Origin of the sequence: Sphingopyxis sp. YR583, assembly GCF_900108295.1 — a bacterium.
Classification (GTDB): Bacteria; Pseudomonadota; Alphaproteobacteria; order Sphingomonadales; family Sphingomonadaceae; genus Sphingopyxis.
The window spans coordinates 98600-117571 of record NZ_FNWK01000003.1; the positions used below are offsets into that span (position 1 = coordinate 98600).

General features: G+C 59.8%; 18 protein-coding genes. 9 read left to right on the forward strand and 9 right to left on the reverse strand.

Features of this window, described 5'->3' with window-relative positions:
- Positions 1–81: 81 nt before the first annotated feature.
- From BLW56_RS16105 to BLW56_RS16135, 7 genes are all read right to left on the reverse strand, one after another.
- Positions 82–663: a nuclear transport factor 2 family protein gene (locus tag BLW56_RS16105; protein ID WP_093511731.1), complete on the reverse strand. Its 582-nt coding sequence runs from the start codon at positions 661–663 to the stop codon at positions 82–84.
- Positions 642–1421 (reverse strand): SDR family oxidoreductase, encoded by a 780-nt coding sequence (locus BLW56_RS16110; RefSeq protein ID WP_093511732.1) that lies wholly within the window; start codon positions 1419–1421, stop codon positions 642–644. Before BLW56_RS16110 ends, BLW56_RS16105 begins: the two co-directional genes overlap by 22 nt.
- A gap of 51 nt (positions 1422–1472) precedes the next feature.
- The gene (locus BLW56_RS16115) at positions 1473–1664 is read right to left on the reverse strand and encodes a hypothetical protein (RefSeq protein ID WP_093511733.1); all 192 of its coding nucleotides are present in this window, start codon (positions 1662–1664) and stop codon (positions 1473–1475) included.
- A 201-nt stretch (positions 1665–1865) separates the two neighbouring features.
- On the reverse strand, positions 1866–2900 hold the full coding sequence (locus tag BLW56_RS16120) for an MDR family NADP-dependent oxidoreductase (RefSeq protein ID WP_093511734.1): 1035 nt from the start codon (positions 2898–2900) through the stop codon (positions 1866–1868).
- Positions 2882–3178: a YciI family protein gene (locus BLW56_RS16125; protein WP_177175987.1), complete on the reverse strand. Its 297-nt coding sequence runs from the start codon at positions 3176–3178 to the stop codon at positions 2882–2884. The genes BLW56_RS16120 and BLW56_RS16125 overlap by 19 nt, the downstream gene beginning before the upstream one ends.
- A gap of 35 nt (positions 3179–3213) precedes the next feature.
- Positions 3214–4476 carry a 3,4-dihydroxy-2-butanone-4-phosphate synthase gene (gene ribB, locus BLW56_RS16130; RefSeq protein ID WP_371262251.1) on the reverse strand — a complete coding sequence of 421 codons (1263 nt, stop codon included), beginning with the start codon at positions 4474–4476 and terminating at the stop codon, positions 3214–3216.
- The gene (locus BLW56_RS16135) at positions 4428–6695 is read right to left on the reverse strand and encodes a TonB-dependent receptor (protein WP_093511737.1); all 2268 of its coding nucleotides are present in this window, start codon (positions 6693–6695) and stop codon (positions 4428–4430) included. Before BLW56_RS16135 ends, ribB begins: the two co-directional genes overlap by 49 nt.
- 143 nt (positions 6696–6838) lie before the next feature.
- Between BLW56_RS16135 and BLW56_RS16140 the strand changes: the two genes are divergently transcribed.
- Positions 6839–7501 carry an SDR family NAD(P)-dependent oxidoreductase gene (locus tag BLW56_RS16140; RefSeq protein ID WP_218140535.1) on the forward strand — a complete coding sequence of 221 codons (663 nt, stop codon included), beginning with the start codon at positions 6839–6841 and terminating at the stop codon, positions 7499–7501.
- The gene (locus BLW56_RS16145) at positions 7485–8654 is read left to right on the forward strand and encodes an aminoglycoside phosphotransferase family protein (protein ID WP_177175989.1); all 1170 of its coding nucleotides are present in this window, start codon (positions 7485–7487) and stop codon (positions 8652–8654) included. Before BLW56_RS16140 ends, BLW56_RS16145 begins: the two co-directional genes overlap by 17 nt.
- Before the next feature lie 142 nt (positions 8655–8796).
- Here the strand turns inward: BLW56_RS16145 and BLW56_RS16150 are convergent, their stop codons facing one another.
- On the reverse strand, positions 8797–10161 hold the full coding sequence (locus BLW56_RS16150) for an MFS transporter (RefSeq protein WP_093511740.1): 1365 nt from the start codon (positions 10159–10161) through the stop codon (positions 8797–8799).
- A gap of 372 nt (positions 10162–10533) precedes the next feature.
- Here BLW56_RS16150 and BLW56_RS16155 point away from each other — a divergent pair, with 372 nt between their 5' ends.
- From BLW56_RS16155 to BLW56_RS16170, 4 genes are all read left to right on the forward strand, one after another.
- Positions 10534–11640, forward strand: a complete 1107-nt coding sequence (locus BLW56_RS16155; RefSeq protein WP_093511741.1) for an LLM class flavin-dependent oxidoreductase — start codon at positions 10534–10536, stop codon at positions 11638–11640.
- A complete protein-coding gene (locus tag BLW56_RS16160) occupies positions 11633–12412 on the forward strand; it encodes a hypothetical protein (protein ID WP_093511742.1) in 780 nt (259 codons plus the stop codon). Before BLW56_RS16155 ends, BLW56_RS16160 begins: the two co-directional genes overlap by 8 nt.
- Positions 12413–12535: 123 nt before the next feature.
- Complete coding sequence (locus BLW56_RS16165) at positions 12536–13216, forward strand: TetR/AcrR family transcriptional regulator (RefSeq protein ID WP_093511743.1); 681 nt, start codon at positions 12536–12538, stop codon at positions 13214–13216.
- Positions 13217–13285: 69 nt separating this feature from the next.
- Entirely contained in the window at positions 13286–14089 is an 804-nt protein-coding gene (locus BLW56_RS16170) for an enoyl-CoA hydratase/isomerase family protein (RefSeq protein WP_218140536.1), read from the forward strand.
- Positions 14090–14259: 170 nt separating this feature from the next.
- Here the strand turns inward: BLW56_RS16170 and BLW56_RS16175 are convergent, their stop codons facing one another.
- Entirely contained in the window at positions 14260–15801 is a 1542-nt protein-coding gene (locus tag BLW56_RS16175) for an AMP-binding protein (RefSeq protein WP_093511744.1), read from the reverse strand.
- Between the two features lie 80 nt (positions 15802–15881).
- On the opposite strand from BLW56_RS16175, the gene BLW56_RS16180 reads away from it, so the two are divergent.
- From BLW56_RS16180 to BLW56_RS16190, 3 genes are read left to right on the forward strand one after another with little or no spacing between them, the layout of a single operon-like run.
- Positions 15882–17024 carry a CaiB/BaiF CoA transferase family protein gene (locus BLW56_RS16180; protein WP_093511745.1) on the forward strand — a complete coding sequence of 381 codons (1143 nt, stop codon included), beginning with the start codon at positions 15882–15884 and terminating at the stop codon, positions 17022–17024.
- A gap of 50 nt (positions 17025–17074) precedes the next feature.
- Positions 17075–18145: a phosphotransferase family protein gene (locus BLW56_RS16185; RefSeq protein WP_177175990.1), complete on the forward strand. Its 1071-nt coding sequence runs from the start codon at positions 17075–17077 to the stop codon at positions 18143–18145.
- Between the two features lie 35 nt (positions 18146–18180).
- Positions 18181–18951 carry an SDR family NAD(P)-dependent oxidoreductase gene (locus BLW56_RS16190; protein ID WP_093512051.1) on the forward strand — a complete coding sequence of 257 codons (771 nt, stop codon included), beginning with the start codon at positions 18181–18183 and terminating at the stop codon, positions 18949–18951.
- Positions 18952–18972 lie beyond the last annotated feature (21 nt).

The window sequence follows — 18972 nt, forward strand, 5'->3', positions numbered from 1 at the left end:
CACGGCGTTCTTGTATGTTCTGCAACCGTCGTGTTGAGCGGCAGTTCAAGACGACGGTTGCAGCGCGGCCGAACTGCGTCGCTAAATCTGGAAGACGTCGAGCGCAGAAACTGGCGAGATGAAAGTCGTTCCCGGATAAGTGAAAAAGCGCGAATCCTCACGCGCCCACTCCATGTTGGCGCGCCTAGTTGCGATGCGCCAGTTTCCATCCTCGACAATGAAGTCATCGATGTAGACGCCGCTATGATCGAGGCCCTTCTCGGTCATCACCACAATATAATGAACCGATTTGGCGCGATCGGCTTCAGTGACGTTGATTATGGAATTCCCAAGGATATGGCGTTGGTAGTTGCCAGCCTCGTAAGCGCCTCTCGAGCGAGCTCCGGCAGAAAGTTTGGCAATAATGTCGTCACGGCCCCCGAGGCGCTTTTCGTCGCTGATGATCATCTCGCCATCGCGGGCAAACACCTGTTCAAGATCAGCATAGTCACCGCGATCAACGGCCGAATTGTAGATGCTGACGACGAGCCTGATCGCCTCGCGCGCGACCATGGTTTCGATATCCATCATATTGTCCTCTTCGAAAGTCTGCTGGACGGCCGAAGCACCCTTCGCCATCCCCGGAAAGCCTCGCCCAAGCGTCAGAAAAGCCCGCGCGTCCATCCGCCATCGACGGCAATGACCTGTCCCGTGATGTAGCTTGCTCGATCGGACGCGAGGAAGGCGCACAACGCTGCAACCTCGTCGGGGCGTCCGCGGCGGCCGGAGGTGATCCGGGGCGTGTCCTCGTTCATCGGCAATTCGTCGGCCGGTTTCTGGTCTCGCGCTGTTTCGAACACACCGGTATCGATCAATCCGACTGCCATCGAATTGAAGGTAATTCCGAACTCCGAGAACTCGTTGGAGATCGTGCGACCGAGCCCGAGCTGAGCCGCACGGGCGGTATTAGAAAGCGCGAGATTGTGCCAGCGGTGCGGTTCCTTCATGCATACAGACCCCACGTTGACGATGCGCCCCCACCCCTTCTCGACCATATGCGGCGTCACCGCCCGGGTCAGGAAAACAAGACCCATCACCAGCTGCTCGTAAACAAGCCGAAATTGCTCGTCGCTCGTGAGCGAGAAGCGGAGGGTCACCTCAGGCATTACATTTGCGACTGCGATGTCGGGCGCACCAAAGGTATCACGCGCGAACGCAACGGCCGCGTCCACCTGCGCCTTCTCGGTCATGTCGGCGCAGACATAGGCTGCAATCCCGCCCGCTTCGACGATTTCGGAGACAGCCTTTTGGAGCGGTTCCTCGCGCCGCGCGGTCAGCACCACACTCGCTCCTTCCGCTGCAAGCTCCTTGGCGATCGCCAGTCCGATCCCCGAACTCGATCCCGCAACGATGGCCACCTTGCCCTTTAACCCGAAATCCATCTGGTAAACCCTTCTTCAAAGCTCGAAACGAGCGGTCTTCGGCTTTCGCCGTCAATGTCCCTTGAGTTGCTTCGTGAACGCCATGTCCGATGCACCCAACCGGTGCGGGATCGCGGCCTGATACGCGGACGAATGGTGCCATTCCCTCGGAATAGGACTCCAGCGATATTTTTGCCGTACGGAATATTCCGCATAGCGTTTATCGTCGGTCTTCTCCAGCGCCGCTACGAGATGCACGGGCATGAAAATCCTCTCTCTCCGCGACACGCGAGGTCGAAAAACCTTGCCCCGGACATAGCCTCGATCTTGGGCTGTCCAGCCCGATGTGACCGCTTGGCCTGCGTAAATATGGCCTGTTTAAGTGGCCGAAGCCTATCGAAGACCGCTATAAGGCGCAACCATATATTATGCTAACGTACTATATGGGAAAACAGGTGCGACACCTTAACCTTCGCCGATAAAAACCAGCGATTTTCCGTTGTTGCGGCCTTCGAAAAGCTTCTCAAGCGAAGGCAAGATCGCCTCGAAGCCAGTTTCGATATCCATATCGAACTGCAGCTTGCCAGCCTCCAGCAAAACCGAGAGCGCATCAATCGCCTCGCCGAACCGGGCGGCGTTATCGAAGATATTGAAGCCTGTCCATGACAGAACCCGCGTCAATATTTCGCGTTCCGGGCGCCAGCCTGTGGGAGGCGGGTTCCAGACCGCCGTAGCCGCCGTGCCGCATTGAATGATGCGCCCGTGGCGCGCCATAGAACGAAGCGCGTGATCAAGGATCGCGCCGCCGGTATTGTCGAAATAGGTGTTGAAGCCGTCCGGAGCCGCGGCAGCCAGAATAGGAGGTAGATCGGCACTCTTGTAGTTATAAGCTGCCGAGTAGCCGAAACGATCGACACAACGCGTCGCCTTTTCATCGCTGCCCGTCAAGCCGACGACATGCGCTCCGGCCGCGTGCGCGATCTGCCCCACGACGCTTCCAACGGCTCCCGCAGCAGTCGATACGAGGATCGACTGACCGGGTTGAGGGGGCGCAATCTGGTTGAGCGCCAGCCATGCGGTCGCGCCGGGCATTCCGAGGACGCCCGCATAGCAGGCGGCGGCAACTTTCGGACTGGGAATATGGCTGAGCAGGGCCTCAGGGCTAACGACAACATAATCGCTCCAGCCGAGATGACCGTAGACAAGCTCGCCTTCGCGGAAACCTTCCAGACGGCTTTCGACGATGACGCCGACTGCCAAGGATTTCATTACGCTCCCGATGGGCATGATATCCGGATTGGCTGCCCAGCCACGCTGGACCGGATCGGCAGACAGATACAGGTTCCGTACAAGGATTTTCGCGTCCGCCAGAAGCGGGCGCGGCTCGTTTATGATCTCGAAGTCTGACGGAATCGGCACGCCGTTGGGTCGGCGCGCGAGTTTTACGGTCCGGTTAGCGTCGGGCAGCCTGTAGGTAGGGATCATGCCGGCGGAAGCCATGCGCCGATCGCCGGCCGGACCATCCTTACACGAACATCGCCAGCAAAGACTTCGCTTGCGGTAAAAGGGTCATCCTCGATCATGTGCCGGGCCTCATCTTCGCTAGCCGCCTCGAGGACAAAAAAGCTGCCCACCGGGGCGTCGGCCTTCAGAATGGCGCCGGCAGCTTTGAGCGCATCGCCCTGTCCCAGCCAGTAATCGATGTGCTTGGCGCGGAGCGCCTGGCGCAGGTCGGCGGCACCGGCGCGATCGAGGGCTTGAATCAGGAAATGGGGCAAGGGGAACCTCTTAGGATGGTAGGAGGGAATATTGGCTACTGCGCGGTGGGCCTTGACTGACCGATCGGGCGGCGTTCGACGATAGTCAGTCCGTAGCCGTCGAGCGCGGCCAGCTTGGCTGCGCTCGACGTCAGCAGGATCATATCCGTCACTCCAAGCTGGCGCAGAATTTGGGCGCCAATGCCATAATCGCGAAGGGCGTGACTCTGCGCTACCTCGCGCGAGCGATAGCGGTCCGAAAGCGCCGTGGGGCTGACATCGCGAATGAAGACGGCGACGCCCGGGCCATCATGCTGTCCGATCATGGTCAGCGCATCGCCGATATAGTTGGAGCGCGCCTCGATATGTCCCAACAGGTCAACGCCGAAATCAACCTGATGCATACGCACCATCGTCGACACGCCGGGCTCAATGACGCCGCGCACCAGCACAGCGTGCTCGGTTCGTTCGAGAATATTACGGTAGAGACGCAGTTGGAAATCGCCGTAAATGCTCGTGAACGGCATCTCCATCACGAGTTCGATCAGCTTGTCGGTTTTTTGCCGATAGGCGATGAGATCAGCGATGGTACCCATTTTGAGACCGTGCTCGCGGCAAAAGGGGACGAGGTCCGGAACACGCGCCATCGTGCCATCGTCATTCATGATTTCGCAAATGACCCCGGATGGGAGCAACCCCGCAAGGATCGAAATATCGACCGCTGCTTCGGTATGGCCCGCGCGAACGAGCACGCCGCCATCGCGCGCGACCAACGGAAAGACATGGCCCGGGCTAACAATGTCGGATGGCCCTTTGGTCGGATCGACCGCCACCGCGACGGTATGCGAGCGGTCATGTGCCGAGATGCCGGTGGTGACGCCTTCCGCTGCCTCGATCGACACGGTAAAAGCGGTGCGCAAGCTGTCGCCATTTTGCTCCACCATCGAGGCGAGGTTGAGCTCGCCGGCCCGCTCCGCGGTCATCGCCAAACAAATGAGGCCGCGGGCGTAGCGCGCCATGAAGTTTATCCGTTCGGGAGTCGCGAATTGTGCGGGAATGATGATGTCACCTTCATTCTCACGGTTTTCTGCATCGACAAGCACATAGGGCCTGCCGTTTCGCGCTTCCTCGATGATGTCTTCGATCGCGTGAAATCCGTCCGAATTGCTCATAACTACGCTTTCAAATTCCTCGAACCCCAGGATGCGCCGGTTCATGACTGCCGGCAAACTGCCGGACCCGCACGAGGCGAGCCCGGCCCCCTTTTGACCTAGAATGTTTTTGAAACGCGGATACCAAATTGCCGCGGACGCCCCCAAGTTGCTGCAATCTCTTCGCTCAGATCGGTAGAGGATACGAAATATTCCTCATCGGTGAGATTGGTGGCGAACAGCTCAACACGGAAATCATCGTCCGATTTCCAGCCAATGCGTGCGTTTACCAAGGCATAGGCCTCTTGAACGTTCAGCGGGTTATTCTCGGGGCGGAAGAAGACCGACGTCGCATAGTTGATATCGGCCGCAATGATCGCATTGCCGCTCCCCTCGCCCAAAGAAGGCTCCCATGTGAGACCCGCGCTACCGGAGAAGCGGGGCGTGTTGGCAAGCCGCTTGCCGTCTAGCGGCACGCCCGCGATCAAGACGGTCGGCGGCGCAGACACCTTATTATAGTTCAGCGCGCCTGCCAGCGTGATGGTAAGATCGGAGACAGGGCGCGCCTGAACCTCAAGCTCACCGCCGCTGATCTTGGCGTCACCGATGTTGAGGTAAACGCTGATCGACGGCGCGGTACAGGGGAGCACCGTGCACGGCACCGACGCCGCGGCCTGAATGCCCTTATAGTCGCTGTGGAAAAGCGACCCGTTTATCGTCAATGCGCGGTCGAGCCAGCTCGTCTTGAAGCCAACCTCATATGTCGTGATCGATTCGGGAGAAACGGGACCGACACCGCTCAACGCTGATACGAAACCCGTGTTGTACCCGCCTGATTTGAAGCCGGTTGCAGCCGATATGTAGAGCATGTGGTCGGGGGTGACGTGCCAGTCGGCGCCTAGACGCCAGGTCACCTTGTTCGTCTTCAGAATATCGGAGAAGGTAAAACGCGGTGTTCCGCCGCGCGTCGCGATCACCGGATCAGCGACCGAGGCAAGGTTAATGAGATTCTTGCGGTCGCTTGTATAACGGATGCCGCCATTGATGTTCACGCTGTCGGTCAATGCCCAGGTGACGTCGGCGAAGCCGGCGTAGCTGCGGATTTTCTGATCTGACCAGGTACCCGTGCGCAAGCGCGGAAGTGCAGCGGTGAAGAACCGCTTGTCGCCGTAATAATAGCCGCCCAGTTGCCAGCTTATCGGGCCTGTGTCCCCGGCGAGACGGAGTTCCTGGCTCAGCTGCTCGTGCCGGATGAAGTAGCGGGTTTCATAATTGATGAGCGCGTTATGCGAGGCATCGGTATCGATGGCATCGAACTTTGTCCCCCACTCATAAGCGGTCACGGAAGTGAGGCTGGCGAAACCAAGGTCGGCTTCGAGCTTTGCCCATCCGCCTGCCGCTTCGAGTTCGTATGGGATTTTGGGGAGCTCGGAGTAGACGTGGCGCGGATCAGGGTCGGGATCGATGAAGCCGGCCTGGTTTGCGCAGCGCGAAGCAAGAATATCGGCAGCTGCACAGCGCACGCCCAGATTGCCGGGCACGCGCGCGCCGAAGAGCGCCCTGCCATCCTCGCTTCCCTCGGTGTGGCTGTAATGTCCGCTCACGGTGAGTTCGACCTCGGGCGCGAGATCCACCTCGAGCATTCCCCGAACCGCGACCGAGTAATCGACGCTGGCAAGATGCGTCCGTGTAATCAGGTTGGTCTGCCACCCCTCGCTCGAGTTGATCCGGCCGGCAATTCGCGCACGGACACCGTCGGCAAGCGGGCCGGAAACGGCCACTTCGGCGGTCATGTCATTGAAGCTGGCATATTGCGCCATGACGTTCATTTCGAACACGTCGGTTGGGCGCCGACTTACATATTGGACAAGACCGCCGGTCGCATTGCGTCCGTAGAGCGTCCCCTGCGGCCCGCGCAGGACCTCGACGCGCTCGAGATCGAACAACTGCAAGGTCGCAAAGGCCGGATTGCCGAGATAGACATCGTCGGCATAGAGCGCGACCGAGGCCTCGTTCGTGTAGGTGAAGTCAAGAACGGTCACACCGCGGATATTGAAAACCGGGAAACCTGAGTTGCCTGCAGGGGCCTGAAAACGGACACCCGGCACACGGGTGATAATATCCGATACGGTTGTCGCTGCCATTTCGCGGATCGCTTGGCCCGAGAATGCGGCAACCGACACCGGCACGTCCTGGAGCCGCTGTTCACGGCGCTGAGCGGTCACAATGATGTCTGCGCCGCTCGCGTCCGACGCGGTGTCGGCGGGAGTTTCCTCCGCGGCAGCTGGTGCGCCGCTCTCCTCCGCAGCGCTTGCAGTTTGCGCCGCCGCAGGTGCAGCCGTGACACCGACGAAAAGGGCCGTGCCCAACAGCAGATTTCTTCTCATATCGTTCCTCGTCCCCTGGCACTGCTACCGGGCTATCGTATCGGAAGATAGCCTCTTGCGAATATAGATCGCATCATTACCATTCGTATGCAATCTATTTTTTGAGGTGGCTGGGTTACGTCGACAGCCTCTTGGAGAGGAGCGTGATACGGTTGGCAGGAAAGCGCGTCCCGATAATTGGTGCCGGTTCAGGAATCGGCGAAGCAGGCGTGCGCCTCTTTCTCGCAGCAGGGCACGTCGTCGCGTCGGGACGCGATCGACATAAGCTTGAATCATGGCGATCGTTGTGCGCTGCGCAGCATGAGCGGTCGAGGCGGATCGCTCGTCGTCACGAGCTCGGCGTCGGACTCGTAGGAGCGATCGACAGCTCGATTTATTCGGCGAGCAAGTCCGGCGTTATCGGGTGGATCAAGTCGCTGGTGCAGCGTGTCGCTGCCGACTGCATCCGGGCCGCAGCGATATGCCCTGGCCACATCGCGACAACCCAGATGCTCGATGTGATGCGGTGTGGCAGCGGCAATCTGGATGGACGTGCATTTAGCCGAAAGTTGCTGGAAGGAATTTCGCTCGGCCGTCTCGGTCTACCCGGCGAGGTCGCCAAAGCCGTCTTATGGCTTGCGTCCGATCGATCGACTTTCGTGACCGGGACTGCCATTCCGTATGCGGCGATAGATTCGCCGCTGATCCGACTCATTTGTATGCTATCATACCGTATTGAAGCTTACTATAGCACAAATTTTACCCTATGCGATGTTTGCGAGATTTTCGTCGGAGAGAAGTTTAGTGGAGATGACAATGGTGGATGAACAGGCAAAGCTCGAAATCATCCGTCAGGAGTTCGAACGCGACGCGCGCGACATGCCGGCGGTTTATACGCTCGACGAGGTTCCGGCCTTTTATGAGTGCATAACCGCCGAGTGGCTCACCGCGCTTGTCCGCACGCGGTATCCGAGCGCTGAAGTGAGCAGCTTCAGGCTTGGTGAACGCGACTCGGGTACAACGAACCGGAGGCGAATCTTCCTTGAATATAAAGGCGGTGACGACCTGCGAGAATTTCCTGCATCGATTTTCTGCAAAGCGGCCCAGGATCTCGCCAACAGGATTACGATGTCGGCAGGATCCGCGAAAGGCGAAGTGCATTTTTACAATGAGCTGCGTCCGAAGCTCGAGATCGACGCGCCTCAATGTTATTTCGCGGCGGTCGATGAACCCTCGTATCGGGCGATCATCGTCCTTGAAGACATGGGGGCCGACGTCGAGTTCTGCTCGTTTCGAAGCAACATTACCCGCCCGAGGATCGAAAGCCAACTCGATGTTTTGGCCCGCATGCATGCGCGGTTCTATGGTGAGAGCAAAGCCAATCCGCTCCTTGCATCACTGGATAGCTGGCAGGACCGTTTTACCCGAATTGACCAGTATCACGGCCTGGCGGAGGCGTGCCGCCGCGGCTTGCTTGCAGCCGGGGAAGCCGCGCCTGCATCGCTGCGGACCCGCATCGACGAAATCTGGCCCCGAACCTTACAATCGGTATCGCGCATGGACGATCTGCCCCAGACGCTAACCCATGGGGACGATCATCTCGGCAACTGGTACCTGCGGTCAAACGACCGCATGGGATTGACAGACTTTCAGAATGCCAACCTCGGTCACTGGTCGCGTGACGTCGCATATGCGATCAGCACGTCGCTGACGGTTGCCGACCGCCGAAACTGGGAAAGCGAGCTTTTGGCTTTTTATCTCGATCGCCTCGTCGCCTATGGCGGCGGCGCAGAAGGCTTCGAGGAAAGCTGGCGCAATTATCGCCAGCAACTGCTCTCGGTGCTTGCCTGGTGGACCGTCACCCTCACCCCCTCAGCGACGATGGTCCAGGAGATGCAGCCGGAAGACGCCACCTTATGCTTCATCGAGCGGATCAGCCAAGCAGTTGAGGACGTCGACTCGCTCGGGAGCTTCGACTGACGCCTGGCCCACGCGATCCCAGCCGCTCGGCACGCGATCTCGCTGGCCGCCGCACGGCACCATGTCCCGGTTTCAGGTGGCGTCAGGCGGAACGGCGATAGCATTTTTGAGCCAACTCCGCGCAAGCAACACTATGTTTCATCTATTCCATCAAGGAAGATGGATTGCCATGGTGTTTCCCCGCGGCACGATAGGCCAATGCCAGCAGAATCGCAGCGAAGATAGCGAAGACGCTCAGAGTCATTGAAAGAGCGAGCCCGATCGACCGCGGCTCGCCGCCAAACAGCTGATCATTGAGCAAGCCGGGCAGCAGGGGCCCCAGAACCATGCCCAGGCCATTTTGACAAAGGAGCAAAAGCGCGCTTGCGCGCCCACGCATTTCGTTTGGCACCATCGTCTGGAGAGCCGCCGCACATATGCCAAACGGCATGCTCACAAAAGTCATCGTGCAAAATACCGCCGCGAGATAGGCGCTGCGCGTTTCGACGAGCACGAAGGAGGCAGTGGCCGCGACGATAACAAGCGACGCGGTTGCCGAGACCAACAGGGCGGAGTCACGGCCGCCTCGCGCGTCGATCCGCTCCGCGAGAATGGCCCCGCCGATCATCCCGAGCGGGATCGACAGCAACATGACAATGCCAAGTTCAAGGCCCGCCGCGCCTGCGGTGACACCATAAACGCGCATCATGACCGCCGGCACCCAGCTCAAGGCCCCGAGGCTCACCGCCGCCACGCACGCGATCCCGATGAAGAATGGCACCATGGTCTGCCACCGCGCCGCCAGGAAGCGCAGAACATCGCCCCACGTCGGCTGCGTATCCAAACCATTGCCGCGTCGCGGCGGCTCTCGGAGCAGCAAAAGCATGAGCGCAATGGGGATTCCAGGGAGCGCAACAATGAAGAAGACTGCTTGCCAGGTGCGTAGGTCGCCTACGAGCGGCAGCGACACGGGCCATGCCGAGATGGCAGTGATCAGGGAACCTCCGGCAAGAAAGGCTATGCCGGCGCCGACGCCGCCGCCGGCGTAGTAGACGCTGATTGCTCTCCCAAGACGCTTCTTGTCGAAACAGTCAGCGAGCAGCGAGTAGGCCGCTGGCGAGAGGGTCGCTTCGCCTACTCCAACGCCGACGCGCGCCAGAAACAAGAGGAGATAATTTTTTGCCAGCCCGCACGCCATCGTCATCGCCGTCCAGAAGGCGACGCCCGCGAAGATGATCTTCCGGCGTGAGTAGCGGTCGACAAGACTCCCGAGGGGCAATCCTGCGGTACAATACAGCAAAGCGAAGGAAAGTCCGTGCAACAGCCCAAACTGGCTGTCGCTGATCCCGAGATCCTGTTTGATCTCGTCAACCATGAGCGACAGGATCTGGCGGTCAATGTAAGAGCAGATGTAAGCAAGTACGCAGACCGCGACCCAGCCCCATGCGGTCTTCGCGGAGGGCCAGGGTGGCGGTTCGAACGTCCCGGAGAGTGCAGGATTCTCGGCGCCGATGAAACGTCCTTGCATGTGGTGCTTTCTCCCAATTATCTGTCCGGCGCTTGATGAGCGCGACTTATGATGATCGCTTCGTCGACCGATTGGCCGTTATGCAGCGGCAGTTGTGAACGACCTGACACTATCAAGACGCGCCGTCTCATGGGTCAAATCTCGCGATAGGCGATCTTCTTTTACGTCCAGCCTTGGCAGCGCAATCAGACAAAAATCGACACCCGAGCCACAGCGGCCAAATTATCCAGCATATGGTACGCTAGCATTCGATAATTGCAAATGGGTTCGCGCCTCCCATCGAGAAACGGGCCAGCCGCACAAACACGCCTTGACATGTTTAGAAAATAGTGCCTAATTACTAAGAACGGTTTTGGGAACAGGAGAGTCGATATGAAGTTCGGGATTTTCCATGAACTGTCGGTGCCGCGGCCTTTCACGCGGTTTGCCGAACGGGACGTATTTCATAATGCGCTGGAACAGACGCGCTTTGTTGATGAGGCCGGGTTCAATTCGGTATGGTGCGTCGAGCATCATTTCCTCGAGGAATACAGTCATTCCTCGTGTCCCGACATGTTCCTTGCAGCCTGCGCCGCCCAGACGAAGAATCTGCGCCTTGGATTTGGCATCGCGACCTGCGTTCCCGAGATGCACCACCCTGCCCGGCTGGCCGAGCGCGGCGCTTTTCTCGATGTTCTCTCGAACGGCCGCGCCGAAGTCGGCACGGGGCGTTCGTCGACTTGGAACGAGTTGGGCGGCTTTAAGGCTGATCCTGCGCAAACCAAGATGATGTGGGACGAGTATCTTCACCTTCTTCCGCGCATGTGGATGGAGGAGCGCCTGAGCTTCAAGGGGCAGTTCGTAGACTTTCCCGAGCGCTCAGTTCTTCCCAAGCCGATCCAGGACCCCCATCCACCTTTGTGGGTTGCGGTTACAGCTCCCGGTACCGAGCTTGACGCGGCCGATCGCGGAATTGGCTGCCTGCTGGTGTCAGCCGGCAACATCCAGAAGAATGCGCCACGCTTTGCAGCCTACCGCGAACGCATCAAGACGTGCCGCCCGGCTGGAGCCTTCGTGAACAACAAGATCGCTGCAGTGAACTGGCTCTTCTGCCATGAAGACGGCGCTTATGCGGCAAAAGCGATGGACTTGATGCTACGCAGCTTCAGCTCAATGGCGGGACAGACCGTCGAACTCTCGCAGGCCTATCCCAACAATGCCTATGGCGCGATCGGTCTCCTCGGACAGCTTCGCGGCGATCCCAGCGACGAGGCAGCCAAGGCTGTTCCCGACGGGCTATGCGGTGGGACCCCTAGCGACATCATCGCGATCATCGAGGAATGGAAGTCGGTGGGTGTCGACGAGATCATCTTCATGCTCAATTCGCGCGAGGCCATCCCGCAAGCCGAGGTCATGGCCAGCCTCGATCTGTTCAAGCGCAAAGTCCTCCCTCATTTCCAGAAGGCCGGCATCGAAGCAAAGGTGGTGGAAAATGTCTGATCTCGTCTACATCAATCATCCCGTTGGCGAAGGAAATCTTGCTGCACTGGGAGAGCCCGTTGCCGTTGATCTTGCGGCGATCTCTGCCGTCTCACTTCCGAAAGCCCGGATCCACAACGGCTTGTTCGAAGTCCCTTACCGCCAGGTGATGAGCCTTTTGACGCCGGCACTTCACCCTGCGACACCTGCATATGGATCGTTGATGGTCGTCAATGCGCCCGACAGCCCGATCGGCGCGTTCGACTTCGCCATGTTTGGCGTGGCGTGCCGAAGCGGCATTCGCCCGCGCATGCTGACCTTATCGGCGTTCGCTTCGTCGGACAGCGCCGTTGAGCTCCTGCGCTTGTACGGGATTGCCGCGATACGTGCCAATATCGGCACGCGCTTCGGCTACGACGCCGTCGTCAGCACCATCCGCGATGGCGACGGCCGGGTCTTGGCCGAGATGTCGACAGAAATGGCGGACGTGCTGCTCGGCACCACGCGCGCGATCCGCTACCCGCAGCCACTTTGTGCTGCCACCGTCGAGGGCCGGCCCGGGCTTCTCCAGTTCGACATGGCTTATGAATATGAAGACGCTTGGCGCGGCCCGCTACGCTTCAACGGCTTCGAGGGCGAAGCCTTCAGTTCGGCGGCGATTGCACCGACGGACCTGATTGGAGGAACCCTCGCGCGCGCCAATATCACGCTGCAGCAACCGCGACTGCTGCTGGACCCTGAAGAAGTGGGTCTCGCAATCAAGCTAACGGCTTCAGAGAAAGCAGCGGCCTGATGCCGTCGTCCGATTTCCGCTTGTCCGGAAGGTCCGGGCAGGCGGCGTCGGCCGGTCTCTTCTGCAGCGGTACTGCCTACGTGCAAGCCTTGCGTCCTGTCCGGAAAAGCGTTTACTGAAACCATGGCCAGTACCACCCTGCGAGCGAAAAAAGGTCCGCCGGTACCGAAGCCGACGGCGACGCGTGATCGCATTCTTGATGCCAGCCGGCGCAGTTTCAATGCCGAGGGTCTTCAAGCAAGCGCGGCGTATCGTGTTGCCGCTGACGTCGGCATCAGCGCGGGCAACCTTGCCTATCATTTCAAGACCAAGGCTGAAATCGCCGGTGAACTAGCGCGCAATTTCGAGATGGCCTTCAAGCAGGTCGCAGCAACTCTGGCCGGTCCCGTAGAACCACTCCGCTTCATTCACTCGATGCGCGAAGTGCTTGCCCTGATGTGGCGCTTCCGATTCCTTTTCACGACGCCGCAATATCTCGCTGTAGTCGATCCAGAATTGGGCTCGCATGTGATCGCATTGCGCCTGTCGGTGCGCGACCTTATTCGCCAGCATACGCGCGAAATGATCATGGCCAAGGGTATAAGGCCACCACGCGATCAGAGCAGCGACATATTGGCCGACAATATCGTCGCGATCTGGATGTACTGGCTTCAAAATCAGGACCTTGGCGCAGATCGTGCGGCTGACGAGCCTAGCGCCAGCGCTTTGAAGGACTGCCTGGAGCACCATTTCGGCCTACTCGAGCCATATCTGGGAGCCAAATTCGCGACCAGCTTCCGCCGCGACCTGGACATCACCCTTTAAGATTGATCGTCAGCGTTTCCGATTGCGAGGCACGCGAGTGCCAGATGAAATGAGAATAAGGAGACGATGATGGCCAAGGAAGTGATGATCGAAGTTGACGGGGCCATGCTTGTCCTCACGATCAACCGTCCCGAAAAGCGAAACGCCATCAACGACGCGGTTCTCAGCGCGCTGGTAGCGGGTGCGACGCGCTATGCCGACGACGACGCTCTTTCGCTCTTGGTCATTCGTGCGAAGGGGGGCTATTTTTCGGCTGGCGGCGATTTCAACAGCGGCCTCTTCCCCGATATCGATGCGCTCGGCCCTCGCGGCATGCGCGACTGGCTTTTACGGAGCGACAAGAGCCTCGGTTCGCTGACCGCAATCCTCGAACGCGTCGGCAAACCCGTCCTTGTGGTCCATCAGGGCCCCTGCTTCGGAGGAGCGCTTGAAATCTCGCTTGCCTGCGATTTCCGCATCGCCGCCGAAAGTGCCCGATATTCTCTGCCTGAGGGACGGATCGGTGCACTCCCGAGCGCGGGCGGCAGCGCACGCTTGACCCGGCTGGTAGGGCCGCATTGGGCACGGTGGCTGTTGATGGCAGGCCAGACGATTACGGCGACCAAGGCCGAGGCGATCGGCCTCGTTCATGCGGTATTTCCTGATGAACAGCTTGAGGCCGAAGTGGGCAGGCTGTGCCGCGATATACTTTCGATGCCGCGCGAGGCCGCGGCTGCCGCCAAGCTGACAATTGAACTTGCCGCCGATCTGGGCCCCGAGGCCGGACGCAACCTCGAACGGATGGTCGCGAGCGGCCTTGTATTCGGGCCAGAATATCGAAATTTGGTCGAAGCCGCTCGGGAACGCATGGCGAGCAAGCCCGAACGTGGGTGACCGCTGCGCTCGATCGCGTTGACCTCGAAGCGTGATGGCTGCTTGGGCCATCGACGATCCGTTGCAAGCCGCTGCAGCCGGCACGCCGCATTTTTTTTGCATGGTCTCCTTGCGCACCGTCGCAGCCTGCCAATGCTAAAATTCAGTTCGGGCGCAGAGCCTGATCGCGGTCAGGCCGCCGGGAGTGCTATGGGAGGCCAGCAGGAAAGCGGATCGGCGAGTATTCCGCTTCGAAGAACGCGCTTCAGCAATTTTCCATGCTCATTACGGGGAAGTTCGGGCAGGAAAAGCACTGAGCGTGGCCATTTGCTCGACGCGAGGCGATCCTTGGGCAAGTCGAGCAACTCCGCGGCAAGCGCCGCATCGCCGCTGACATTGGTCGCCGCCACGACGACAGCCACGATCTGCTGTCCAAAATCGTCATGGGGCACTCCGACTACCGCGATGTCCGCAACGGCGGGATGCGTGGCGAAAAGCTCCTCTATCTCCAGCGGCGAGACGTTCACGCCGCCAACGATGATCAGATCATCGCGCCGGTCGCTGATGAAAAGGAATCCGTCTTCGTCTACCCAGCCGAGATCGCCGTAACTGCCATGGCCCGAGGTCGAAATGCGGGCGGGCGTTCCGTCGATATAATGGTAGGGGACTCCACCTTCGAAATAGATCATTCCCGTCTCACCGATCGGCAATTCGTCTTCGCTGTCCTCGTCGAGGATATGCAGCCGGCCGATTAGCGCCCTTCCGACCGACCCCGGCCGATTGAGCCAGTCTTCCGCACGGATGAATGTGACACCCGCATTCTCCGAACCGCCGTAAAATTCGTGGACGATCGGACCCCACCAGTCGATCATCGCGCGCTTTACCGGCACGCGACAGGGCGCAGCGGCATGAAGTGCGAAGCGATGGCTCGAGAGATCGTAAGCATCGCGCACATCGGGCGCCAGCGCGAGCAGCCGGTTGAACATTGTCGGAACCCATAGACTATGGGTTACCCGGTGCCGCTCAATCGCAGCAAGGCTCGCTTCGGGATCGAAGCCGGTAAGAATGACGGCTGTTCCGCCGACTTCGATAGCTCGATTGGCGAAGCGACCCATCGCGTGATAAAGCGGCGACGGCAGCAGAAAGCGAATACCTTCGCGAAGCTTAAAATGCGCGCGCAAGATGGTTTCGAAGGGAGGCAGTTCGAGTGATTGTGCCATCGTAGCGAGCGGCCGCTTGATCCCCTTGGGCCGTCCCGTGGTCCCCGACGAGTAGATTATTTCTCTTCCGATCGCGAGCGGCGTCGACGCAGCTTCGGCGTTGACGAGGTCCAGTTCGAGAAGGTCGTCGGTCACGAGCCTGCATTTGCCGGTTGCCGTTTTGCCAAGAGCGTCGGTCGCCAACGACGTCAGGTCGGCGCTTGAAACCAGCAGCCGTGCCTCGCTGTCATCGATCAGATAGGCCAATTCGTCGGGCGTGAGGCGTGTACTGAGGGGAACATAATATACGCCTGCGCGGCGCGCTCCCCACCAGATTTCGATTGTGCGCGCGTTGTTGGGCATGAGCATCGCGATAACGTCCCCGTCCCGGAGTCCGGCGCCGCGCAACCTGCGAGCAACATCGGTGGAACGCCGGTCGAGTTCGGCAAAACTCACGGATTCCAGCCCGTCGACGATGACGGCGGGTCGATCAGGAACCTGGAGTGCCCAGTTACGGAGAAAATCTTCTTGCATATCGCCAAACTAGTTCGCTAACGGATGATAAGTATGTTGTCCAAATTTTGAAAAATTGCAAGCTACCGGGTGGAACGAGGATGAGCAACGGCCCTCTTGCGGGAATCCGCATAATCGAGTTTGCAGGTATCGGGCCCGGCCCATTTTGCGGTATGCTGCTATCAGACCTCGGCGCCGACGTACTCCGCATCGATCGCAAGAGCGGCAATACGGGGCCAGGCCCTGGCGACGATTCTCGAGCGGTGACCAACCGGGGACGGCGGTCTGTGGCGCTCGACCTCAAACGCCCTGAGGCGATCGACCTATGTCTCACACTCATCGAAAAGGCTGATGCTTTGTTCGAGGGATATCGCCCGGGCGTCATGGAGCGTCTCGGGCTCGGTCCCGACGTCGCGCACGGCCAAAACCCATCGCTAGTCTATGGACGGCTCAGCGGCTGGGGACAGGATGGGCCGCTTTCCAAGCGCGCGGGACATGACATAAACTATATCGCGCTCAGCGGCGCACTCCATTCGATTGGAACAAAGGAAACACCTGTTCCACCGCTGAACCTTGTAGGCGACTTCGGCGGGGGCTCGCTTTACATGGCGCTGGGACTGCTTGCGGGCATCCTCCATTCTCGCGCGACCGGCGTCGGGCAGACTATCGACTGTGCAATCAATGAAACCGCGATCTCGCTAATGTCGATGTTCTACGGCTACCGGGCGATGGGCCGCTGGACCGACGATCGCGGCGAGAACCTTCTCGACGGTGGAGCTCATTTCTACAACAGCTACAAGTGCCGCGATGGCAAGTGGATCGCGATCGGGCCAATCGAACCGCAATTTTACGAAATTTTGCGCGATGCCGCCGGGCTGACGGAACCGATTTTCGACAATCAGATGGATCAGACCCGATGGCCGACCGCACGAGCCCGGATGGCAAAAGTCTTCGCCACGAAGAGCCGCGCCGACTGGTGCGATCTGCTTGAGTCGGTCGACGCCTGTTTCGCACCAATCCTCTCTCTCGGAGAGGCGCCGCGTCATCCGCATCATATTGCCCGCGGCAGTTTCGTGGATATCGAGGGCGTTGTTCAACCGGCGCCGATACCGCGCTTCTCCGCGACGCCCGGTCGCGTTCGCCATCGTCCGCCGCGCGCAGGTGAGCATAATGAAACGGCGCTCGCAGATTGGGGGATCGATATTGACCGCCGCACAGAGCTTATTCGCTCAGGCGCGATGTGAATCTGCCGTTGCCGCTCATTTCAAAGCCGTTTCTACCGGAGAAACAGGACGTGATCGACAGGCAAGCCCTATTCGAAGGCACCGAAACGCCGTCGGAGGGTCTTCATATCATTCCCGAGCGCTTGGCTGCGGTTCTGCGGGAGCGTCTCGGGCTCGACACCTCCAAACTCAATATCGAGAAGTTTAAGGGCGGCCAGTCGAACCCTACATACCGGGTTGACGCAGGTGCGAAATCAATCGTTCTGCGAAAGCGGCCGCCCGGCGTTCTCGTCAAGAGCGCCCATGCGATTGACCGCGAATTCGCCGTGATCTCCGCGCTGCACGCGCGCGGCTTCGCCGCTCCGGAGCCCTTGCTATACGTCGAAGATGAGTCGATCCTCGGCACGGCCTTTTACCTCGTTGAATATGTAGACGGCCGCATCTTCTGGAACGCCGACCTGCCCGGACTGGACCCAATGGAGCGCGGAGCTATCTATGCGGGCATGAACCGCTTTCTAGCGGAACTCCACAGCCTACCCAAGAGCGAAATCGATCATCTCGTGCCGGCGCGCGGCGGAGACTATGTCGCGCGAAACCTTGCACGGTGGAACAGCATCTACGATCAGTCGGAACTCGCCGATATTCCCGACATGGCTCGCCTGGCAAACGACCTTCGCGCCGCGATGCCGCCGGCGCAGCCCGCCGTGATGATCCACGGCGATTATGGCCTTTACAATATCATCGTCGAGAAGCGAGGGGCAGGGATCGCCGCGGTTCTCGACTGGGAGATGGCGACAAGAGGCGACGCCCTTGTCGACCTTGCCCATCATTTGCGCGCCTGGTGGGATATCCCCGATCACGAAGCTGGAAGTACATCGAGCTTGGCTGGACTGGACCTTGCCGCCCTCGGCATCCCGGACATGGATAGTTATGCCGACCTCTATTTCTCCAACCGTGGTCTGCAGAAACCTTCCAATTTCGCCTATTATCTGGCCTTTGCGCAATATCGCTACGCGGCGATGATCCAGGGCATATTGAAGCGGGCGGCTACCGGAACGGCCTCCAGCCGCCGCGTTCTCCACCGGCAAGAGAGGGTCGCCGCGATCGCGCGGATGGCCGTACAGACACTCGAGTGCCTTTAGACGGCAAACGGCGCCGCAGCGCCATGGGAGAGACGATGGAACTCGAGGACTGGAAAGTATTGATTACCGGCGCAGGCAGCGGCATCGGCCGCGCCGGGGCTGAACGCTTCGCGCATGAAGGCGCTAAGGTTGCCGTCATGGACAGTGATCTGGAGCGCGCCATCCAAACTGCCGATCTGATCGTCGCGCGCGGCGGACATGCGGTGCCTATCGGCGGAGATCTGGCGGAAGACGGCGTCTCTGAACGCGTGGTTGCCACTGCCGCCGCCGAGCTCGGCGGGCTTGATGCGCTCTGGTGCAACGCAGGAATCATGGGCCCTACCGAGATCGAGGACATCGATGGCGACGCTTATGCCACTGCGGTCGCGGTCAACATGACGTCGCCGATCCTGAGCTGCGCAGCGGCACTACCGCACCTACGCCGGTCCCGGCACGGGGCTATCCTTATCACCGCCTCGACTTCAGGCTTGGTGGGCGCGATGTCGGGCGCGATCTACACCGCGACCAAATTCGCCGTTGTCGGATACGTCAAATCGCTCGCTCAGCGCGTCGCGGCCGATGCGATCCGCGTGAACGCTCTCTGCCCGGGTCCGGTACTCACACCGCTCATGCAGCGGCTGCTGGATCAAGGGTCGAACTCGATGACGGGCGACGAATATCGCGCGCGCGTCCTCGCTGGCGTACCGCTCAACCGCTTTGCTCGCCCTGAGGAGATCGCTGACGCAGCGCTGTGGTTGGCATCGCCGCGTGCCTCTTATGTGACCGGGATCGCGCTTCCTGTCGACGGCGGATACACGTGCCGCTGATCGAACCGCACTCGCGAAGTT